A 17489-nucleotide genomic window follows, 5' to 3' on the forward strand; every position below is an offset into this window, starting at 1 on the left:
AGGAAGACTCCGTTGAACGCCATCAAAGAAGCCAAGAAACTCATCGCCAAGGACCCTTTCAAACCCTCCGCCAAGACGCTGGCGGACCTGGTCCTTTCTCTCGAATCCCATGAGCCCTTCCAGCTGGAACGGCTGTACGCGCTGCAGCTGAGCGACTTCGACCTGGCCGTGCAGATCATCAAGGAATGGCGCCTGGACCGGTACTACGCCGGCAAGGCCAAGCTGTACGACTTCGCGGTGCAGGCCAGCGCGCTGAACCAGCCCGAGCAACTGGCGGCGGCCGTGCAGCAGCAGGGCGGCGCACCGCATCCGCAGCAGGCCGGCAGCATCGCCGCCGACGCGCCGACGAACAGCCCGTCCTGAGTCAGTCCTTCTTCTTGCGCCAGAACGGCCGGGCCGCCCCGGCCAGTTCCGCGAGCGCAAGAGCGGCCTGGTGCGCGCTGTGCGGCGCCCGGGCCTGCAGCCAGCCCACCGCGAACCAGGCGCGCGGCTCCTGCTCCGCCGCCGCGCGGTAGCGCTCCAGTGCCACCACCTCGTCGTAGTACGCGCCCAGTGCATCCTGGGCGGGCTCCAGCGCGCGCGTGAACTGCGCGGCACGGCGCGGCGCGAAGCAGGCGCCCACGAACTCGGCCAGGTAACGCAGCCGCTTGAGGCGCTTGCGCAGGCTGTGGCGCGCTTCGGGCGTGAGCTTCTCGAAACCTCCGCCCTCCTTGGCCACGCGGCGGTGCAGCTTGTCCAGCCGCTTGCGCAGGTGGCGCTCTGTGTCGTGCGGCGCCAGACCCGTGCTCCGCGCTTCGGCGGCAAAGCCGACCAGGCCCACCCAGGCGGCCTGCAGGGCCGGATCGTGCAGCGCCTGTGCCGGCGTGGGCACGTCGTCGTCCTCGGGCGGCAGCACGATGACCGGGCCGCCCGCGGCCAACAGCCGTGGCTGCATGAGCGCCTGCAACTGCTGGCGGTCGCGCCGCGCACCGAGCACGCGGAAGGCCTGCACCAGCGGCGCCTCCCAGGCCGGGTCCAGCCCCGGGCCCAGCGCTGCCAGTTCGCGCAGCGCGGTGCGCAGCCGGCGCAGGCCCACGCGCAGCTGGTGGATCTGTTCGGCATCCTCGCTGCCGGCGGCGATCTCGCTCGCGTTCGGCAGGATCTGCGCGAGACAGGCGCCGACCACGGCGCGCTGCACCGTGGCGCCGTCCGGGAAGTCCTTGCCGGCCGGCCACTGCGGCGCGCTGGCCTTGACCGCCGGGCGCGTGGACTGGCCGTGCGCCAGGCGCAGGCCGCGTTCGGACTTGGTCACCGTGCTCAAGGTGAGTCCGTGGCGCGCGACCCATTCGCTGGCCACGGCGGTGAGGTCGCGCACATCGCCTTCGAGCAGTTCGAGCTCGAGCTCGCAGACCACGGCACTGCGCGGCAGGCCGCCGTCGGGCGCGGGCGCCAGTACACGGCCCTGGTCCAGGGCAAGCTCGATGCGGCTGGCGCCGACCTGCAGCTGCTGCGTCGCGCGCCAGATGTCGGTGCCGTAGACCTCCACCAGCGGCGTGCCGGCGCGGCACAGCACATGGTCCAGGCGGCGGCCGACGGGCGTGTCGGCGTGCCGGGCGGGATCGGCCTGCAGCGCCTGCTGTGCTTTCGATTTGCGCGCCGGCCCCAGATCCACGTTGTGCTCCAGCCGTTGCACCGGGCCATCGCCCAGAGCCTTGGCGGTCTGCACCCAGCGCGGGCCTTCCTTGCGCAGGCGCAGGGCCACGCCGTGCGCGGCCAGGTCGCCCTGCGGGGTGTCGAAGTAGCGCGCCTGCAGGTGCGTGCGCTGGCTGCCGGGGCCGCGCAGCGCGGCCTCCAGCGCGGGCAGGGCGGCGCGGGGAATGTCGAACTTGAATTCGATCTCGGTCATGGAGGAGGACATGGGGTGATGCTAGCGGTCGTCGTGACCGCGAAAGGCCAGCCAGCCGGCCACCGCGGTGAAGGCCATCACCACGGCCACGAGGATCCAGAAGCCGTGGTCGTTGCCGGCCAGCGGCACGCCGCCCACGTTCATGCCGAACAGGCCGGCCAGGATGTTGATGGGCAGCGCCAGCACGGTGACCACGGTCAGCACGAACAGGCTGCGGCTGGTGCGCTCGTTGACGGCTGCGGCGATCTCTTCCTGCAGCAGCTTGATGCGTTCCTGCAGCGCCGCCATGTCGCGCAGCGCCACCGAGAACTCCTCGGTGGCCTGGCGCAGTTCGTCCACGTCGCGCTCCACCATCCAGGCCGGCGGATGCTGCAGCAGCCGGAACAGCGCAGCCGGCTCGGGCGCGAGCAGGCGCTGCAGCCGCACCAGCAGCCGGCGCAGCACGCCCAGCCGCGTGCGCTTGTGCTGCAGGCGGCCGGCCAGCAGTGCGTCCTCCACCGCGTCGATGCGCCGCGTGACGCCGCGCACCACGTCGACCAGCACGTCGGCCTGCGCGCGCAGCAGCCACTCCAGCAGCTCGGTGGTCGAGCGCAGCGGCTCGCCGCGCCGGATCGCGGTGCGCAGGCGGTCCACCGAGCGCAGCGGCGACTGCCGGGCCGTGACCACCAGCCGTCGGTCCACGCCGATCCACAGCGTGGCGATGTCCGAGGATTCGAAGGCGAAGTCGAACTGCACGTCGTTGATGACCGCGATCAGCGCGGCCTCGTCGCGTTCCAGCCGCGTGGAGCGGTGGTCGTCGTGCAGCGTCTCGAAGAAGGACTCGGGCAGCTGCGCATGGCGCTGCAGCCAGCGCTCGGCGCCGGCGTGCGAGAGGTTGAAGTGCAGCCAGACGAAGCCGCTGCCCTCGCCGGGACCGGCCAGCCATTGCGCGGCCTGGTCGGAGCCGATCGGGCAGGCCGCGGTCGCCGCCTCGAAGCGGTAGCCGCAGACCAATCCATGCGCATCCGCGCCATAGCGGGTGGGTTCGATCAGGAGGTCGCTGTCCATGGCGTCGGGCAACCGCGCATGCTGCGCCCCGCGTATGTCAGCTGTGTGACGGTCCGCGGGCGGCCGGAACGCGCTTGCGCCTATGCTCCCGGGCGGAGACCTTCGCCATGAACCTTGCCGTCCTGCTCGACCAGTCCGCCACCCGCCATCCCGGCCTTCCCGCCGTGTGCCTGGGCCAGCAGACGCTGTGGACCTTCGCGCAGCTGCGCGAACGCGTTGCGGCCATCTCTGCGGCGCTGCACGCGCGCCATGCGCCCGGCACGCGCGTCGCGCTGGTCTCGGAGAACCGGCCCGAGTACGTGGAGCTGCTGTTCGCCGTCTGGGCCGCCGGCATGGTGGCCGTGCCCGTCAACTACAAGCTGCATGCGCGCGAGGTGGGCCAGATCGTCGAGGACGCGCAGGCCGCGCTGCTGTTCGCCTCGCCGGGCCTGGCGCCGGCGCTGCAGGGCCTGCCGTGCCCCTGCATCGCGCTGGACGGACCGGCCTATGCCGAGCTGCTGGCGCCGGCCGCGCTGCACATCGCGCCCGTGGCGGCCGATGCGCTGGCCTGGCTGTTCTACACCAGCGGCACCACCGGGCGCTCCAAGGGCGCCATGCTCACGCACGGCAATCTCATGGCCATGGCCGTGGCCCACCTGGCCGACATCGAGCCCGAGCTCGGCCCGCAGTGCAGCCAGCTGCACGCTGCGCCCATGTCGCACGGCTCGGGCCTGTACCTGCTGCCTTCGCTCGCGCGCGCTGCGCGCCAGGTGGTGCCGGCCTCCCGGGGCTTCGAGCCCGCGGAATTCCTCGCGCTGTGCGATGCGCATCCGGGCAGCGGCGCCTTCCTCGCGCCCACCATGGTGCAGCGCCTGCGCGAAGCCCTGGCCGCGCGCGGCGGCCAGCGCCCGCGCCAGCTGCGCTGCATCGTCTACGGCGGCGGGCCCATGTACCTGGAGGAGCTGCGCAAGTCCATGGCCGCCTTCGGTCCGGTGTTCGCCCAGATCTACGGCCAGGGCGAGACGCCCATGACCATCACAGGGCTCACGCGGGCGGACCATGCGCGCGGCGACGCCGGCCAGCTCGCCTCGGTCGGCTGGCCGCGCAGCGGCACCGAGGTCGCGGTGCTCGATGCGCAGGGCCGCCCGCTGCCGGCCGGCGAGCCGGGCGAGATCGCGGTGCGCGGCGCCACCGTGATGGCCGGCTACTGGCGCAACGCCGAAGCCTCGGCGCAGGCGCTGCGCGGGGGCTGGCTGTGGACCGGCGACATCGGTGTGCTGGACGAAACGGGCTGCCTCACGCTGCGCGACCGGTCCAAGGACGTGGTCATCAGCGGCGGCTCCAACATCTACCCACGCGAGGTGGAGGAGGTGCTGCTCACGCATCCCGGCGTGGCCGAGGCCTGCGTGCTCGGCGCGCCGGATGCCGAGTGGGGCGAGGTGGTGGTCGCCCACATCGTCGCCGCGCCTGGCGCGGTGGTCGACGCGGCCGCGCTCGACGCGCATTGCCTCGCGCAGATCGCGCGCTTCAAGCGGCCCAAGCGCTACGTGTTCGTCGAGGCCTTGCCCAAGAACAGCTACGGCAAGGTGCCCAAGCGCGCGTTGCGCGAGCCGCCGGCTTCCTGATCAGACGCTGTCGTCGTCGCCCGTGCCTTCGATCGGGTCGTCCTCGCTCTCGCCGTCCTCGCCGGCCAGGCCGGGCACCTCGTCCAGCGCGTCGCGGCCGGCACCCACGCCGGGGCTGACGATGCGGTCGGGCAGGATGTCAGCGTTGGCGCGGACGTCGTCGCCCACGGCCGAGGCGCGCTCGCCCGTGCCCGAGGCGTCGCTGTCGGAGTCGTGGTCGGCCACCACGGCGCCCCATTCGGCTGCGTTGTCGGGTGCGGTTGCCATGCGGCGCTCGCCCTGCACGTCGCTGCCGCTGTCGGACGTGTCGCTGGGCCCCAGCAGGTCCATGTCGCTGCCCTCGGGCCGGGTGGCGGGCGTCTCGCCGCCCATGATGCTGCTGCGTGCCATGTGTGTTTCTCCTTGGTTGGATCCTGGCACCAGCCTAGTGCGCGCGCCGCCGCGGCGCTGTAGGCCGCGGCGTCGGCCGACGTAGGAGGAGCGCAGCATCCGGGTGCGGCGCAGCGGCTGACATGGGCCCGCGCCGCCGTCCGAAACCGCGCGCCGCGCCAGGGTCGGAGCATGGAGGTAACCGTCATTTCCAAGGAGTTCCCATGTCCCGCGACAAGCAGACACCCGATGCCCAGGACACCGTGCGCAAGCAGCAGCGCATCCAGCGCGAACAGGACCACCGCGACGCCGAAGCCCGCGCCCAGGCCAAGGGCCAGCCGGACGACGGCGGCACGCAGGGCAAGAAGGCCGCCCCCGGCCCGCACCGCGACGAGCCGGCGCCGCCCATGTCGCGCCAGCACCTGGCCAAGCCGGGCCTGGAGGCCGAGATGGCGCAGAAGCCGCGGTTCGCCGCGCCGCACTACCAGGGCAGCGGCAAGCTTGCGGGCTTTGCCACGCTGGTGACGGGCGGCGACTCGGGCATCGGCCGCGCCGTGGCCGTGCTGTACGCGCGCGAGGGGGCCGACGTGGCCATCGTCTACCTCAACGAGCACGAAGACGCCGAGCGCACGCGCGAACTCGTCGAGGCCGAAGGCGGGCGCTGCCTGCTGATCCCCGGCGACGTGAAGGACCCGGCGTTCTGCCGCGAGGCCGTGGCCAAGACCGTGCAGGCCTTCGGCAAGCTCGACGTGCTGGTCAACAACGCAGCCTTCCAGGAGCATGCCCAGGCCATCGAGGACCTCAGCGAGGAGCGCTTCGACGAGACGCTGCGCACCAACGTCTACGGCTACTTCCACATGGCCAAGGCGGCAGTGCCGCACCTGCGGCGCGGCGCCAGCATCGTCAATTGCGGTTCGGTCACCGGGCTCAAGGGCAGCAAGCACCTGCTGGACTACTCGGCCACCAAGGGTGCGATCCACGCCTTCACGATGTCGCTGGCGGCCAACCTCATGGACAAGGGCATCCGCGTCAACGCCGTGGCGCCGGGCCCGGTCTGGACGCCGCTGAACCCGGCCGACAAGCCGGCCGACGAGATCGCGCAATTCGGCGCCGGCACCGACATGGGCCGCCCGGCCCAGCCAGAGGAGATCTCGCCGGCCTTCGTGTTCCTGGCCGCGCCGTGCTGCTCCAGCTACATCAGCGGCATCGTGCTGCCCGTCACGGGCTCGGTGGGCTGAGAACGTGTGAACGAACCGCTCACACCCACGCGAGGCCCCGGTGAGCACCTGCTTCCAGCATGATCGTCGCGCCCGGGGCCTCGCCCTTCGGGCCGGCGCGCGCCAGGCCGCATGGGGGCGTTGCAGTCCTTGCCCGGGCACCAGCCCGGGCTGCGGCCTGCGCCTTCGCCTGCGGCCCGCCGCACCCCGTCGTGGGCGCGATTGGTTCATTCACACGTTCTGATCCTGGCCAGCAGGCCGTCCACGCCGCGGTCGATGAGGTCGAAGGCGTGGATGAAGTCCTGTGTGCTGCCGTACCAGGGGTCGGGCACGTCCTCGCCCGCATGGCCGGGCGCAAAGTCGAGCATCAGCGCGATCTGCGCACGGGCGCCGGCCGGTGCCTGGCGGCGCAGCGCCGCGCAGTGCGCCTGCGTCATGCCGACGATCCAATCGAAGCGCGCGAAATCCTCGCCCCGCACCTGGCGCGCGCAGTGGTCATGGGCCGGCACGCCGCGGCGCCGCAGTTCCGCGGCGGCACGGCGGTCGAACGGGTTGCCGCGTTCCTCGTCGGAGATCGCGGCGCTGTCGACGGCGAGCTGCAGGCCGGCCGCGCGGGCCTTGTGCACGAGCAGCGCATGGGCCGTGGGCGAGCGGCAGATGTTGCCGGTGCAGATAAAGAGGACGCTGGGGAAAGAGGAATGGCCGGGCATCGCGCGATTGTCGCGACCAGGCCGTCCACCGTGCTAGCGTTGCGCCCTTCGTTGCACAAAGGCGCTTTCGCATGACCACCTCCGTGTCCGACCTCGTCCCGGCCTTCGCCCCCACCGGGCGCCTGCGCGCCTCCATCAACCTGGGCAACCCCATCCTGGCCGGCCGCGACGCCGCAGGCCAGGCCCAGGGCGTATCGGTGGACCTCGCGCGCGCCTTCGCCGAGCGGCTCGGTGTGGCCCTGGAACTCGTCGTCTTCGACACCGCTGGCAAGTCGGTCGAGGCGGTCCGGGCCGAGCAGGCCGACATCGGCTTCTTTGCGATCGACCCGCTGCGCGGCGAGGGCATCCGCTTCACTGCGCCCTATGTGCTGATCGAGGGCTGCTACCTCGTGCGCGCCGATGCGCCACTGCAGGACAAGGCCGAGGTCGATGCCGCGGGCCGCACGGTCATGGTGGGCCAGGGCAGCGCCTACGACCTGTTCCTCACGCGCGAACTGAAGGCCGCGACCATCCTGCGCGCACCGAGCTCGCCGGCCGTGGTGCCGAGCTTCCTGGACGAGAATGCGGACGTGGCCGCCGGCGTCAAGCAGCAGCTCGAGGCCGATGCCGCGCGGCTGGGCGGGCTGCGCCTGCTGCCGGGTTCCTTCATGGTGATCCAGCAGGCCATGGGCCTGCCCGCCGGCCGCGGGCAGGCAGCGCAGGCGGCGCTGGCGGCCTTCGTGGAAGAGATGAAGGCCAGCGGCTTCGTGGCCGAGGCGCTGCGACGCCACGGCATCCAGGGTGCGGCGGTCGCGCCGAAAGCCTAGTCCTTGACCGAGGTCGGCGCCGGCTCCGTGGCCGAGCCCGGCAGGTGGCGCATGGAGCCGTACTGCTTGGCGTACAGCCAGGTGAACTCCGCGCCCATCAGGAACACCTGGGCCGAGTAGTAGACCCAGACGAAGATCACGATCAGCGAGCCGGCCGCGCCGAAGCTCGACGCCACGCCGCTCTTGCCGATGTACAGCCCGATCAGGAAGCGGCCCAGCGTGAACAGCAAGGCCGTGACGGCCGCACCGATCCACACGTCGTACCAGCGCACGTGCACGCGCGGCATGATCTTGTAGATCATCGCGAACACGCCGGTCGTCAGCGCGAAGCCCAGCACGATGTTGATGAGCTGGGCCACGATCTCCCAGCCGGCGAAGGCATCGCCCCACCACTTGCCCAGGGCCGAGACCACGGCGCCCAGCACCAGCGAGACCATCAGCAGGAAGGCGATGCCCAACACCATGCCGAACGACAGCAGCCGCGTGTGCAGCAGGTTCCACAGCCCGCCCGAGGTGTTGCGCGCGGGCGCGCGCCAGATCCGGTCCAGCGCGTTCTGCAGTTCGCCGAACACGGTGGTGGCGCCGATCAGCAGAACGCCCAGGCCGATCAGCGTGGAGACGATGCCCTGGGCCGGCTTGTTGACACTGGCCAGCAGCGTCTCCAGCGTCTTGGCCGCGTCGGCGCCCATGAGGCCGGCGAGTTGGCCGAACAGCTCGCCGCGCGCGGCCTCCTCGCCGAACACCAGGCCGGCGACCGAGATCACGATCAGCAGCAGCGGCGCCATCGAGAACACGCTGTAGTAGGACAGGGCTGCGCCCATGCTGGGCGCGTAGTCGTCCGACCAGGACTGCACGGCCTGCTTGCACAGCGCCAGCCACTGCTTGAAGGTCGGCAGGATGGGACGGTCGGGCGAGCGCTGCGGTGCGGTGGCGGAGGAGGGGACGACGGTGCTCATGGTCTGGATCGCGTGGTCGGGGCGGCGGCCTTGGCGGCCGGCCCGGCGCTGGCCAGCAGGCGCTGGCAGTCGGTGTCTTCGCCGGGGCCGGTCTCGATCAAGGGTAGCAGGGCGGCGAGCGGGTTGACCAGCGCCAGCGCCACGGCGCCGCCGCCACGCAGGGCCAGGCCGGCCTTGTCGAGTTCGAAGTCGGGCGAGCGGAAGCTGCCGTACACGCGCACTGGCGTGCGCAGCGACAGGATGCCGGCCTTCTTGGGCTTGGGCGCGATGGTCAGGTCGAAGCGCTCGTGGTCGAGGTCGAATCCGCCATCGCCCTCGATGCGCGTGTCCTCGGTATCGATGACGAACAGCTGCGACTTGCCCTGGCCGTCCTTCACGTCGAAGGAAACGGCCCCGCAGTTGATCGGGATGGGCTTGTCGCCGCCCATGAGCAGCGTGAGGATCTTGCCGCCATTGAGGCCCGACACGGCGTCGAGCAGGTTGGACACCTGGCCCCGCGAGAGCGCGGCCTGCACCTGGCCGTCGGCCTTGGCCGCCAGGTCGGCGATGGAGTTGCCGCTGGCGCTGAGCTTGGCGCGCGCACCCATGGCGCCGCTCGAGGGTGCGAGCCGGGGCGAGGGCGGCACCAGCCGCGCGAGCTTGAGCCGGCGTGCCGTGATGTCCACGTCGGCGCGCAGGGTGGGCTGCTGCGCGTCGAGCCGCACTACGGATCGGATCTCGCCGTCGGCCAGATCCACGTCGAACGGGTCCAGGCGCAGCACCGCATCCTTGAGGTCCAGCTTCACGCGCAGGTTCTGCAGTGCGATGAAGTCCGGCGCGTCGATGCGGTCCACGCGCAGGTCGGCCTTGGCGTCGATGGCCTTGAAGCGCCCGCCCTCGAACTTGCCCGTGGGCAGCAGCCGCTCGCCCTGCACGGTGCCCGTGGGCAGGGCGCGTTCGCCGCTGGTCTGCTTCTCGCGGGCCTGGGCCCGTTCGCGCGTCTGCGTTTCGGCCTGCGTGAGCGGCCGGGCGTCGGCGGTCTCCTTGGTCGTGAGGCCGACCAGCGGCCCCAGGTCGGGCAGGTTCAGCAGCTTGCTGTGCAGCGTGGTGGTGAGCAGCGGGCGCGGTTCACGCTGCACGTAGGCGGCTTCGCCGGCCACGTCGGTCTTGCCGATGCGGCCCTGGATGTCCTGCATGGAATAGCGGTTGCCGTCGAGCTTCAGATGGCCGGACAGGCGGTAGGGCGGGGAGGCTGGCAGCGGCAGCAGCAGAAAGGGATAGAGGTTGGCGAGCGTGTTGCCGGCGATGTTCAGCCGCACGTCGATGCCGCTGATGTTGGCGGCGTCGGCCACGGTGCCCTCCACGTCGAGCCGCGTGGTGCCGGCCACGAGCCGGCCCTGGATCGGGAACGGGACGTCCGAGCCCTGGAAGCTCAGCACATCGCCGGTCTGGGCCTGGCCGCTGAACTTGGCATCGTGGTAGGTGCCGGCGAAGCGGTAGCGTGTGGTGTAGCGCGCGTTGTCGGGGCGGGCCTTGGCGTCGTCGGCCTTGGCCGCGGCCGCCGGGTCGAAGGTCTCGACATCGACGCCGATGTCGAAAGGCGTGGTCCGGTCCACGTAGCGCAGCTTGCCCTGGCGGACCGACAGGCTGGAGATCAGCAGCTTGCTCGGCTCCTTGGTTTCCGACGGCTCGCCCAGCACCCAGTTGCGGCGCTCGTCCTTGGCTTTCTCGAAGTTGAGCTCGGCCTGGTCCATCGCCACGCGCGGCACGAAGACCTTGCCGTTCCACAGGTCGCGCAGCGAGACCGAGAACTCCAGCGTGCCGATGCGGGCCATGGGGTGGTCGCCCGTGCCGTCGGCCCAGTCCGCATTCGCGAAGTAGACGTCCTTGAGGCGGATCACCGGGTTCCAGCCCAGCTGGACGGCCAGGTGAGAACTGTCGAAACGGCGCTGCGTCTTTTCGCTGATGGTGCGGTTGAGCGGGCCGCGCAGCCAGTCCCAGTCGAACAGCAGCAGGAACACCACGAGTGCACCGAGCAGGGCCAGCAGGATCTTCGTGCCGCGACCGGGAGAGAAAGCGCGCATGGGGTGCAGCCTATGCCTGCGCCCGCAGCGGCTGCGGCGGCCCCGGCAGCATCCGCGCGGCAGCGCCGGGCGGGACCGGCTGTCGGACGGCGACTACATGCGGCTAAGCTTGCCGGCCTTTGCACCCACGGAGACTTTTCGATGTCCGCCCCCAAGGGCACCTGGCTCGGCGTGGCCTGCGGCATGGCCGCCGGCGCAGCCTGGGGCCTGGTGTTCCTCGCGCCAGAGCTGGCGCCCGAATTCAGCCCGCTGCAGTTGTCGGCCGCGCGTTACCTGGCCTACGGCCTCATCGCTGCGGCGCTGCTGCTGCCGCGCTGGCGGGCCGTGCGCCCGCATGTGGGCGCAAGCGCCTGGCGCGCGCTGTTCTGGCTCAGCCTGCTCGGCAACAGCCTGTACTACGTGCTGCTGGCCAGCGCCGTGCAGATCGGCGGCATGGCCATGACCTCGCTCGTGATCGGCTTCCTGCCCGTGGCTGTCACCTGGGTCGGCAGCCGCGGCGCCGACGCGGTGCCCTTGCGCAGGCTCGCGCCGTCGCTGGCGCTGGGCCTGGCCGGCGTGGCCTGCATTGCTTGGGAATCGCTCGCCGGCGCATCGGCCCAGCCGCCGGCGCAGCGCTGGCTGGGTTTTGCCTGCGCGGTCGGTGCGCTGGTCTCGTGGTCCAGCTATGCGGTGGGCAACAGCCGCCAGCTGGCGCGGCTGCGCGGCGTGTCGGCGCACGACTGGAGCCTGCTCACGGGCGTGGTCACGGGTGCGCAGGCGCTGGTGCTGGCGGTGCCGGCTTTCGTGCTGGCCGATCTCGCGCTGCAGCCGGCCAGCGCCTGGTGGCGCTTCGCCGGTGTCTCGGCCGGCGTGGCCCTGCTGGCATCGGTGCTGGGCAATGCGCTGTGGAACCAGGCCAGCCGGCTGCTGCCGCTCACACTCGTCGGCCAGATGGTGGTGTTCGAGACGCTGTTCGCGCTGCTCTACGGCTTTCTGTGGGAGGTGCGCTGGCCCACGGCCCTGGAATGGCTGGCGATGGCACTGGTGACCAGCGCCGTGCTGTCGTGCATCTCGGCGCACCGCGCACCGGCCGCGGTGGACGAGATGCATCCATGAGGGGTACTGCATGAGTCTGGCCATGCTGGCCGATGCCGTGCTGGTGCTGCACGTGGCCATCGTCCTGTTCGTGGTGGGCGGCCTGGTGCTCGTGGTCGGCGGCAACCTGGCGGGCTGGGTCTGGGTCAACCACTGGTGGCTGCGGCTGCTGCACCTGGGCACCATCGGCTTCGTGGTGGCCGAGGCCTGGCTGGGCATCACCTGCCCGCTCACGACCTGGGAGATGGCGCTGCGGCTGGCGGCCGGACAGCCCGCCCATGCCGGCGGCTTCCTGCAGCACTGGCTGCAGCGGCTGCTGTACTGGGACGCGCCGGCCTGGGTCTTCACGCTGGCCTACACGCTGTTCGGCCTGGCCGTGGCGTGGGCCTGGTGGCGCTGGCCGCCGCGGCGTTCAGCCTGAGCAGGCGGGACGGCCGGCCGGCGCGCTGCGCGTGCGGTTCAGGAACACCAGCTGCTGCCAGGCCACCAGGCTGCCTTGGGCAAAGGCCTGGCGCGCCCAGTGCAGGGCTTCGCAGCGGTCCGCCGTGACGGCCGGACCGTAGACGGCGGGCCCCACCAGCAGGGCCAGCCCCAGCATCTCCTGGGCCTCGACATGGCCGGCGCGCGCGGAGCGGCGCAGCAGCTCCAGCATCTGCGGGTAGGCGCGCTCGGACTGGGCTTCGAGCGCGAGCTGGTAGAGCTGTTCGGGCGTGGCGGCATGGACCGGGCCGAGCAGCAGGGCGGTGGACAGGGCCAGGGCGGAGGGGTGCATGGGCATGGCGGGTGCTTTGGGCAAGGTGTCGCCATGTTCCGGCCGGACTGGCTGCGCGCACCAGCGGGATCTGCCGCAGGGCGGCTCAGGCTGCGGCGAATCCGGCGGCCTGGGCTAGCCCGCTGGGGTGAACGCAGCTCCCGCCTGTTGATCCGCCAACCGGCTTTATTCGGATGCCAGCTCGGTCGAACGACACCCGCAGATCAGTTTCGGCTGGAACGCGCCCATCAGAGCCATTCGCAGTGATGAACAAGACTCCCGGAAGCCGAGTAACGTGGATGCTGCGCTGCACAGAGCCGCAACGGTTCTGCAGCACGGCTCGGCAAGCAAGCCCACAGTGTCGAACCGAACGGAGAGAACGAGACGGGCGCAGTCTGAACTGGGGATTTGCTTTGGATGCGGGCGCTGGCGTTCGTGTACCCCTGCAAGGGCAAACCCTCGCGCATCCGCCCAGCCGCTGCTACGTGCTCGGCAGAACGTCGAATCGGTACAACTGGGCCGGGTTGTCTACCAGGACACGTGGCGAGCCAGTATCTGGAAGCCACGCGGCGACGAGGTCCATCAGTTCGGCATCGTCCGGCTTTTCGCGCTCAGTGACATGGGGCCAGTCGGAGCCCCAGACGAGGCGCTCGGGAAACGCGTCGAACCAACGCCGTACGGTCTCTGCCAGAGCGGCGCGTTGCTGTTCCGCCGGAGCCGCGATATAGGGGGCAGACAGCTTCAGCCACACCCTCCCGGAGTCCAGCAGCCGCAGCACCGCCTGCTCGAGCGGCCGTGGGTCGCCCATGTCGGCTTGGTGCCGCGCGAAGTGGTCGATGACCAGCGGCACGTGCAACGCCAGCAGCCGGTCGGCCAGCTGGACCAGGTCGCCACCGGGCGCATGCACCTGCAGGTGCCAGCCCAGCGGCCGCACCATCTCGGCCACCGGCTCCAGCATGTCGACCACCGTCGCGCCCGCCTGCACCAGATTGAACCGCGTGCCGACGACGCCGGCATCGTCGAGCAACTGCAGATCGCGCCGCGTGAACGAAGGGTCGATGACCGCGACACCACGCGCCGCACCGCCGAAGGTCCGCAGTCCCGCCACCAGCACGCGGTTGTCGGTGCCGTAGCTCGAGGGCTGCACCACGACGTTGCGGGTGATGCCCAGCCGATGCTGCAACTGCCGGTAGTGGCGCACTGAAGCCTCTGCATGCTGCAGAACAGGACCGCCTGCGAATGGCATCTGTGGGTCGTACAGATGCATCTGGCAATCGCAGGTGTCCGCAGGCACGCGGCGCATGGGAGGCCGCGTTCCTCGCGAATGAGGAACCCGGCTCGCCGCCCCCGATGGGGTGTCAGCCGTGCTCTGGTCCGGCCTCACTTCGCGGGCTTCGCAGCGTTCCAGAAGGCGTGCGACTTGCCCAACTCGATGGCGGATTGCTCCAGATCGGTCGGCGCAAGGTCAAGCGACATGTCCTTGATCTTTGCCTGCACCTCGGGCTCGGCCAGCACCTTGCGCAGTGCGGCGTTGAACCGCTCGGCGAGCGGCTTGGGCAGCGCCTTGGGCGCAAAGAAGGCATTGAAGCTGTTGACGTTCACGCCGGTGAAGCCGAGCTCCTCGAAGGTCGGGACGTCTGGCAGCAAGCCGGAGCGTTTGCCACCGGAGATGGCCAGGATGCGAACCTTGCCCCCGCGGGACATGGTCACGCCCTCGGGTTCGCCTGTGACACCGGACGCCAGTTGCCCACCAATGAGCTGCGGCATCATCTGCGCGGAACCCCCGAAGGCAATGGCCTCCATCTTGACGCCCGCTTTGCGAGTGATGGCGTCACCGATGATGTCCGGCACACCGCCGGTCAGCGGTACTCCGTAGTTGCCCATTTTGGGGTCCTTGCGCACCACGTCGACGAACTCCGCGAGCGTCTTCGCCGGGCTGCTGAGCGGCACCGCGAGCGTCCACTGGAAGCGCGCAACCTGGCCGACAGGCGCGAAGTCCTTCACGGCGTCGTAGCCTGCACTGGGCGTGATGAGCGGCACGACGACCACGGAATGGTCCAGCGCCAGCAGGAAGGTCGATCCGTCGGCCGGCGCTGCCTTGACCGCAGCCGTGCCGATCTGGCCGCTGGCACCCGGTCGGTTTTCGATGATGACCGGATGGCCCAGCTCGCTGGACATCTTCGGTCCGAGCAGGCGGGCCAGCGCATCGGTTGCACCACCGGGTGCGAACGGGACCACGAATCGGATCGGGCTCTTGAAGTCCTGGGCGCTTGCACCAGCCGCCGCGACGGCCAGCGCGGCCGCCAGAATGTTTCGTCTGTTCAGCATGTCATCTCCTCCCTGGACTGCGTTATTCGGCCTTGGCGCCGGTTTCTTTGATGACCCGCGCCCAGCGCTCACCTTCGGCGCGCATGTAGTCGACGTACTGTTTCTGCGTGCCGCCGAGCATGATCGAACCCTGACTGTCCAGCCGGTCGATGAGCTCCTTGCTCTGCACCGTCTTCTGCAAGGCGGCGGTGACCTTCGTCACCACATCGGCCGGCGCGCCTTTGGGCAGCATCAGGCCTTGCCAGGCGCCCATGTCCATCGTGGACTTGCCCGTCACCTCGCGCAGCGTCGGGACGTTGGGCAGCAGGGCGACGCGCTTGTCATGCGACACGGCCAGCGCGCGGATGCCGCCGCCCTTGATGTGCGGCATGGCTTCGTTGATGGGCAGGAACATGAACTGCGTCGCGCCGGCCAGCAGGTCCGTGACCGCCGGTGCGCTGCCCTTGTAGGCGATGTGGGTCGCTTCGATGCCCACTTCCTTCGTGAACAGGGCACCCCCGAGGTGCAGCAGCGCGCCGGTGCCCGACGATGCATAGTTGACCTTGCCCTTCTGGGTCTTCGCCCAGGCGATGAACTCCGTCGCACTCTGAGCCGGGATGTCCTTGTTCACGACGAGCACCAGGGGAATCGTTGCCGTCAGGGAGATGGGAACGTAGTCCGTGTAGGGATCGAAGCCCGGCGACGCGTACAGCGAAGGGGCCAGCACCACGGCAGAAGTTGCGTAGAAGAACGTGTAGCCGTCCGGCGCGGAACGCTTGACGTCCTGGGCGCCCAGGTTGCCACCGGCGCCGCCCTTGTTCTCGACGACGATGGTGCCGCCCAGGTCCTTGGACAGTTGTTGGCCGACCGCGCGCGCGTTGATGTCGGCCGAGCCGCCGGGGGCGAACGCGACGACCATGCGGATGGGCTTGTTCGGATAGTTGTCGGGCTGGGCTTGGGCACCAGCGGTCAACGTGAACGCAGTGGCCAGAACGGCCAGGGATTGGATGAGTTTGTGCACGGGGTCTCCTTCTGTTGTTGCGATGGCGTCAGACCAGGCCGAAGCGCTTGAGCGTCTCGGTCAGGTTGAGCAGTTCGGCGGTCGTGGCGCCTTCCTCGATGGCCTTGCGCTGCTTGGCTTCCTTCTCTTCGCGTGCAAGGCTGCTCGCGATGGCGTGCTGGACCTCGTCCTGTGCCACGACGACCAGGCCATCGCGGTCGCCAACGATGATGTCGCCGGGGTTGATCTGCGTGTCGCCAATGAAGATGGGCACGTTGACCTTTCCGGGTTGGTTCTTGCCGGTGCCCTTGATGGACAGGCCGCGGCAGAACACCGGGAAGCCCAGCTCGATGATGAGGTTGGCATCGCGCACGCAGCCGCTGATGACCAGGCCGGCGATACCCAACTTCATGGCCTGCAGCGTGAGCACGTCGCCCCACGGGCCCGCTTCCATGAAGCCCTTGGCGTCCACCACCAGCACGTCGCCGGGCTTGGCCTTCAGAACGGCGTGGTGGAGGATGAGGTTGTCGGCCGGACGCGCATCGACCGTCAGCGCAGGGCCAGCCAGTCGGACCGTCGGGTCAATCGGCTTCATGCCGTTGTCGAGAGCGCCCTTGGCGCCTTGGGCTTCGTAGACGGTGGCTGCGCCCAGGTCGCGCAGTTGCTTGATTTGTTCAGTGGTGGCCATGGTGAGTCGGTAGGAGGAAGAAGGAGAAGAACAGGGGCCGCGGAAGCGGCAACCAACGGGTCGGAGCGGTCAGGACGGCTGCTCGGCCGTGAGCAGCCAGTCGAGCGCTTGCTCGACTGACGGGTCATCGGAAGGAAGGGGCTTGCGGTCCAGCGCGGCGGCCGTGTTCAGGAAGCGTTGCGACACCCCCGGCAGCACCACGGACGGCAGGCGTTGGGCAATAAGTTCGCCCTGGGCGTCGTGGACTTCATGGGCACGGCGCTTGGCGTGGATGACATGCGTGCGGACCAGCATGTCAATGAAGGCGCGCAGCGGCGTGTTGTCGATGTCGCTGAGCTGCTCGTAGAGCTTGTCGCGCACGCCTTGCTTCTCGGCGCTCATGAGCAGCTCGACGCACAGCGCCTCCATGCCCTTGGTAAAGACGCTACGGAGAATCTTCAGCGACATCGCGTCGCCGGGCTTGCCGTTGGCGATGACCTGCACCTTACCGCCGGCACCGTCCAGGACCGACTTGAGCGACCCGGCGCCCGAGCCGGACACCAGCAGCGGCGTGCGTGCCAGGTTCAGCGAGATGGCGCCCATGATGGCGGTGTCCGCGTACAGCGCGCCGACAGCTTCGACCAAGGCCCCGCCTTCGCGCTTGACCGCGGGGCTGGCCGTCGTCAGGTCGGCCAACGTCGCGCCTTTTTTGAGGTACGGGAGCACCTGCTGCAACACCGGCAGCGAGGTCGTGCCCGTGACGCAGGACAGCACCAAGTCGGCGCTCGACAGCCAGTCTCCGACCTTTTCCTGGATCGCCAGGTGTGCAGATTCGGCCAGCTTGCGTGCGGCCTCCGAGACACGTGCTTCGCACAGCAGCAGCGTATGGCCTGCAGCGTGCAGAGGCGCCGCGTAGCAGCGTCCCACTTCGCCCAGTCCGATGATTGCGATGTTCATTCAGTCACCTTTCAAACCGGCCGAAGAGTACAAAAAAAGTACAAACATAGCAATATGCGAAGGGGTTTACCCCTAA

At 70.0% G+C, this 17489-nt stretch carries 18 protein-coding genes; 6 read left to right on the forward strand and 12 right to left on the reverse strand.

Annotated elements, in window-relative coordinates; translation table 11 throughout:
• The first annotated feature begins 12 nt into the window (after window positions 1-12).
• Window positions 13-363: a hypothetical protein gene (locus IE209_RS17880; RefSeq protein ID WP_229882922.1), complete on the forward strand. Its 351-nt coding sequence runs from the start codon at window positions 13-15 to the stop codon at window positions 361-363.
• Between the two features lies 1 nt (window position 364).
• On the opposite strand, the gene IE209_RS17885 is transcribed toward IE209_RS17880, so the two are convergent.
• The gene (locus tag IE209_RS17885) at window positions 365-1897 is read right to left on the reverse strand and encodes a CYTH and CHAD domain-containing protein (protein WP_189688298.1); all 1533 of its coding nucleotides are present in this window, start codon (window positions 1895-1897) and stop codon (window positions 365-367) included.
• A 9-nt stretch (window positions 1898-1906) separates the two neighbouring features.
• Window positions 1907-2932, reverse strand: a complete 1026-nt coding sequence (locus IE209_RS17890) for a transporter (RefSeq protein WP_189688299.1) — start codon at window positions 2930-2932, stop codon at window positions 1907-1909.
• Window positions 2933-3039: 107 nt separating this feature from the next.
• Here IE209_RS17890 and IE209_RS17895 point away from each other — a divergent pair, with 107 nt between their 5' ends.
• Window positions 3040-4536, forward strand: a complete 1497-nt coding sequence (locus IE209_RS17895; protein WP_189688300.1) for an AMP-binding protein — start codon at window positions 3040-3042, stop codon at window positions 4534-4536.
• Here the strand turns inward: IE209_RS17895 and IE209_RS17900 are convergent, their stop codons facing one another.
• Window positions 4537-4926: a hypothetical protein gene (locus IE209_RS17900; protein ID WP_189688301.1), complete on the reverse strand. Its 390-nt coding sequence runs from the start codon at window positions 4924-4926 to the stop codon at window positions 4537-4539.
• A 203-nt stretch (window positions 4927-5129) separates the two neighbouring features.
• On the opposite strand from IE209_RS17900, the gene IE209_RS17905 reads away from it, so the two are divergent.
• Complete coding sequence (locus tag IE209_RS17905) at window positions 5130-6143, forward strand: SDR family oxidoreductase (protein ID WP_189688302.1); 1014 nt, start codon at window positions 5130-5132, stop codon at window positions 6141-6143.
• Window positions 6144-6349: 206 nt separating this feature from the next.
• On the opposite strand, the gene IE209_RS17910 is transcribed toward IE209_RS17905, so the two are convergent.
• On the reverse strand, window positions 6350-6832 hold the full coding sequence (locus IE209_RS17910; protein WP_189688303.1) for a low molecular weight protein-tyrosine-phosphatase: 483 nt from the start codon (window positions 6830-6832) through the stop codon (window positions 6350-6352).
• 71 nt (window positions 6833-6903) lie between these two features.
• On the opposite strand from IE209_RS17910, the gene IE209_RS17915 reads away from it, so the two are divergent.
• Window positions 6904-7638, forward strand: coding sequence for a transporter substrate-binding domain-containing protein (locus tag IE209_RS17915; RefSeq protein WP_189688304.1), 735 nt, complete (start codon window positions 6904-6906; stop codon window positions 7636-7638).
• Here IE209_RS17915 and IE209_RS17920 read toward each other — a convergent pair.
• Both IE209_RS17920 and IE209_RS17925 read right to left on the reverse strand, forming a co-directional pair.
• Window positions 7635-8594, reverse strand: a complete 960-nt coding sequence (locus IE209_RS17920) for a YihY/virulence factor BrkB family protein (RefSeq protein ID WP_189688305.1) — start codon at window positions 8592-8594, stop codon at window positions 7635-7637. The genes IE209_RS17915 and IE209_RS17920 overlap by 4 nt on opposite strands.
• Window positions 8591-10657, reverse strand: a complete 2067-nt coding sequence (locus IE209_RS17925; protein WP_189688306.1) for an AsmA family protein — start codon at window positions 10655-10657, stop codon at window positions 8591-8593. Before IE209_RS17925 ends, IE209_RS17920 begins: the two co-directional genes overlap by 4 nt.
• Window positions 10658-10798: 141 nt before the next feature.
• Here IE209_RS17925 and IE209_RS17930 point away from each other — a divergent pair, with 141 nt between their 5' ends.
• Together IE209_RS17930 and IE209_RS17935 are read left to right on the forward strand one after the other, a co-directional pair.
• Window positions 10799-11752: a DMT family transporter gene (locus tag IE209_RS17930; RefSeq protein ID WP_189688307.1), complete on the forward strand. Its 954-nt coding sequence runs from the start codon at window positions 10799-10801 to the stop codon at window positions 11750-11752.
• 10 nt (window positions 11753-11762) lie between these two features.
• Window positions 11763-12152, forward strand: a complete 390-nt coding sequence (locus IE209_RS17935; protein WP_189688308.1) for a DUF2784 domain-containing protein — start codon at window positions 11763-11765, stop codon at window positions 12150-12152.
• Here the strand turns inward: IE209_RS17935 and IE209_RS17940 are convergent.
• From IE209_RS17940 to IE209_RS17965, 6 genes are all read right to left on the reverse strand, one after another.
• The gene (locus tag IE209_RS17940; RefSeq protein WP_229882923.1) at window positions 12144-12509 is read right to left on the reverse strand and encodes an SEL1-like repeat protein; all 366 of its coding nucleotides are present in this window, start codon (window positions 12507-12509) and stop codon (window positions 12144-12146) included. The genes IE209_RS17935 and IE209_RS17940 overlap by 9 nt on opposite strands.
• A gap of 454 nt (window positions 12510-12963) precedes the next feature.
• On the reverse strand, window positions 12964-13749 hold the full coding sequence (locus IE209_RS17945; protein ID WP_189688309.1) for an amidohydrolase family protein: 786 nt from the start codon (window positions 13747-13749) through the stop codon (window positions 12964-12966).
• A 113-nt stretch (window positions 13750-13862) separates the two neighbouring features.
• Complete coding sequence (locus tag IE209_RS17950; protein ID WP_189688310.1) at window positions 13863-14810, reverse strand: Bug family tripartite tricarboxylate transporter substrate binding protein; 948 nt, start codon at window positions 14808-14810, stop codon at window positions 13863-13865.
• A 22-nt stretch (window positions 14811-14832) separates the two neighbouring features.
• Window positions 14833-15708 carry a Bug family tripartite tricarboxylate transporter substrate binding protein gene (locus IE209_RS17955; protein WP_189688311.1) on the reverse strand — a complete coding sequence of 292 codons (876 nt, stop codon included), beginning with the start codon at window positions 15706-15708 and terminating at the stop codon, window positions 14833-14835.
• 130 nt (window positions 15709-15838) lie between these two features.
• A complete protein-coding gene (locus IE209_RS17960; protein WP_189688312.1) occupies window positions 15839-16477 on the reverse strand; it encodes a 4-carboxy-4-hydroxy-2-oxoadipate aldolase/oxaloacetate decarboxylase in 639 nt (212 codons plus the stop codon).
• 69 nt (window positions 16478-16546) lie between these two features.
• Window positions 16547-17413 (reverse strand): NAD(P)-dependent oxidoreductase, encoded by an 867-nt coding sequence (locus IE209_RS17965; RefSeq protein WP_189688313.1) that lies wholly within the window; start codon window positions 17411-17413, stop codon window positions 16547-16549.
• Window positions 17414-17489: the final 76 nt, after the last annotated feature.

The sequence above is a fragment of the Pseudorhodoferax aquiterrae genome, assembly GCF_014652235.1.
GTDB classification, from domain to species: Bacteria; Pseudomonadota; Gammaproteobacteria; order Burkholderiales; family Burkholderiaceae_C; genus Pseudorhodoferax; species Pseudorhodoferax aquiterrae.

Excerpts from the sequence above, each read along its gene's own strand:
- IE209_RS17920 (WP_189688305.1), bottom strand. The coding sequence starts at position 8,594 with ATGAGCACCGTCGTCCCCTCCTCCGCCACCGCACCGCAGCGCTCGCCC.
- IE209_RS17945 (WP_189688309.1), bottom strand. The coding sequence starts at position 13,749 with ATGCATCTGTACGACCCACAGATGCCATTCGCAGGCGGTCCTGTTCTG.
- IE209_RS17935 (WP_189688308.1), top strand. The coding sequence starts at position 11,763 with ATGAGTCTGGCCATGCTGGCCGATGCCGTGCTGGTGCTGCACGTGGCC.
- IE209_RS17965 (WP_189688313.1), bottom strand. The coding sequence starts at position 17,413 with ATGAACATCGCAATCATCGGACTGGGCGAAGTGGGACGCTGCTACGCG.
- IE209_RS17930 (WP_189688307.1), top strand. The coding sequence starts at position 10,799 with ATGTCCGCCCCCAAGGGCACCTGGCTCGGCGTGGCCTGCGGCATGGCC.
- IE209_RS17940 (WP_229882923.1), bottom strand. The coding sequence starts at position 12,509 with ATGCCCATGCACCCCTCCGCCCTGGCCCTGTCCACCGCCCTGCTGCTC.
- IE209_RS17960 (WP_189688312.1), bottom strand. The coding sequence starts at position 16,477 with ATGGCCACCACTGAACAAATCAAGCAACTGCGCGACCTGGGCGCAGCC.
- IE209_RS17915 (WP_189688304.1), top strand. The coding sequence starts at position 6,904 with ATGACCACCTCCGTGTCCGACCTCGTCCCGGCCTTCGCCCCCACCGGG.
- IE209_RS17925 (WP_189688306.1), bottom strand. The coding sequence starts at position 10,657 with ATGCGCGCTTTCTCTCCCGGTCGCGGCACGAAGATCCTGCTGGCCCTG.
- IE209_RS17895 (WP_189688300.1), top strand. The coding sequence starts at position 3,040 with ATGAACCTTGCCGTCCTGCTCGACCAGTCCGCCACCCGCCATCCCGGC.
- IE209_RS17890 (WP_189688299.1), bottom strand. The coding sequence starts at position 2,932 with ATGGACAGCGACCTCCTGATCGAACCCACCCGCTATGGCGCGGATGCG.
- IE209_RS17905 (WP_189688302.1), top strand. The coding sequence starts at position 5,130 with ATGTCCCGCGACAAGCAGACACCCGATGCCCAGGACACCGTGCGCAAG.
- IE209_RS17955 (WP_189688311.1), bottom strand. The coding sequence starts at position 15,708 with ATGGTCGTCGCGTTCGCCCCCGGCGGCTCGGCCGACATCAACGCGCGC.
- IE209_RS17885 (WP_189688298.1), bottom strand. The coding sequence starts at position 1,897 with ATGTCCTCCTCCATGACCGAGATCGAATTCAAGTTCGACATTCCCCGC.
- IE209_RS17910 (WP_189688303.1), bottom strand. The coding sequence starts at position 6,832 with ATGCCCGGCCATTCCTCTTTCCCCAGCGTCCTCTTTATCTGCACCGGC.
- IE209_RS17950 (WP_189688310.1), bottom strand. The coding sequence starts at position 14,810 with ATGCTGAACAGACGAAACATTCTGGCGGCCGCGCTGGCCGTCGCGGCG.
- IE209_RS17900 (WP_189688301.1), bottom strand. The coding sequence starts at position 4,926 with ATGGCACGCAGCAGCATCATGGGCGGCGAGACGCCCGCCACCCGGCCC.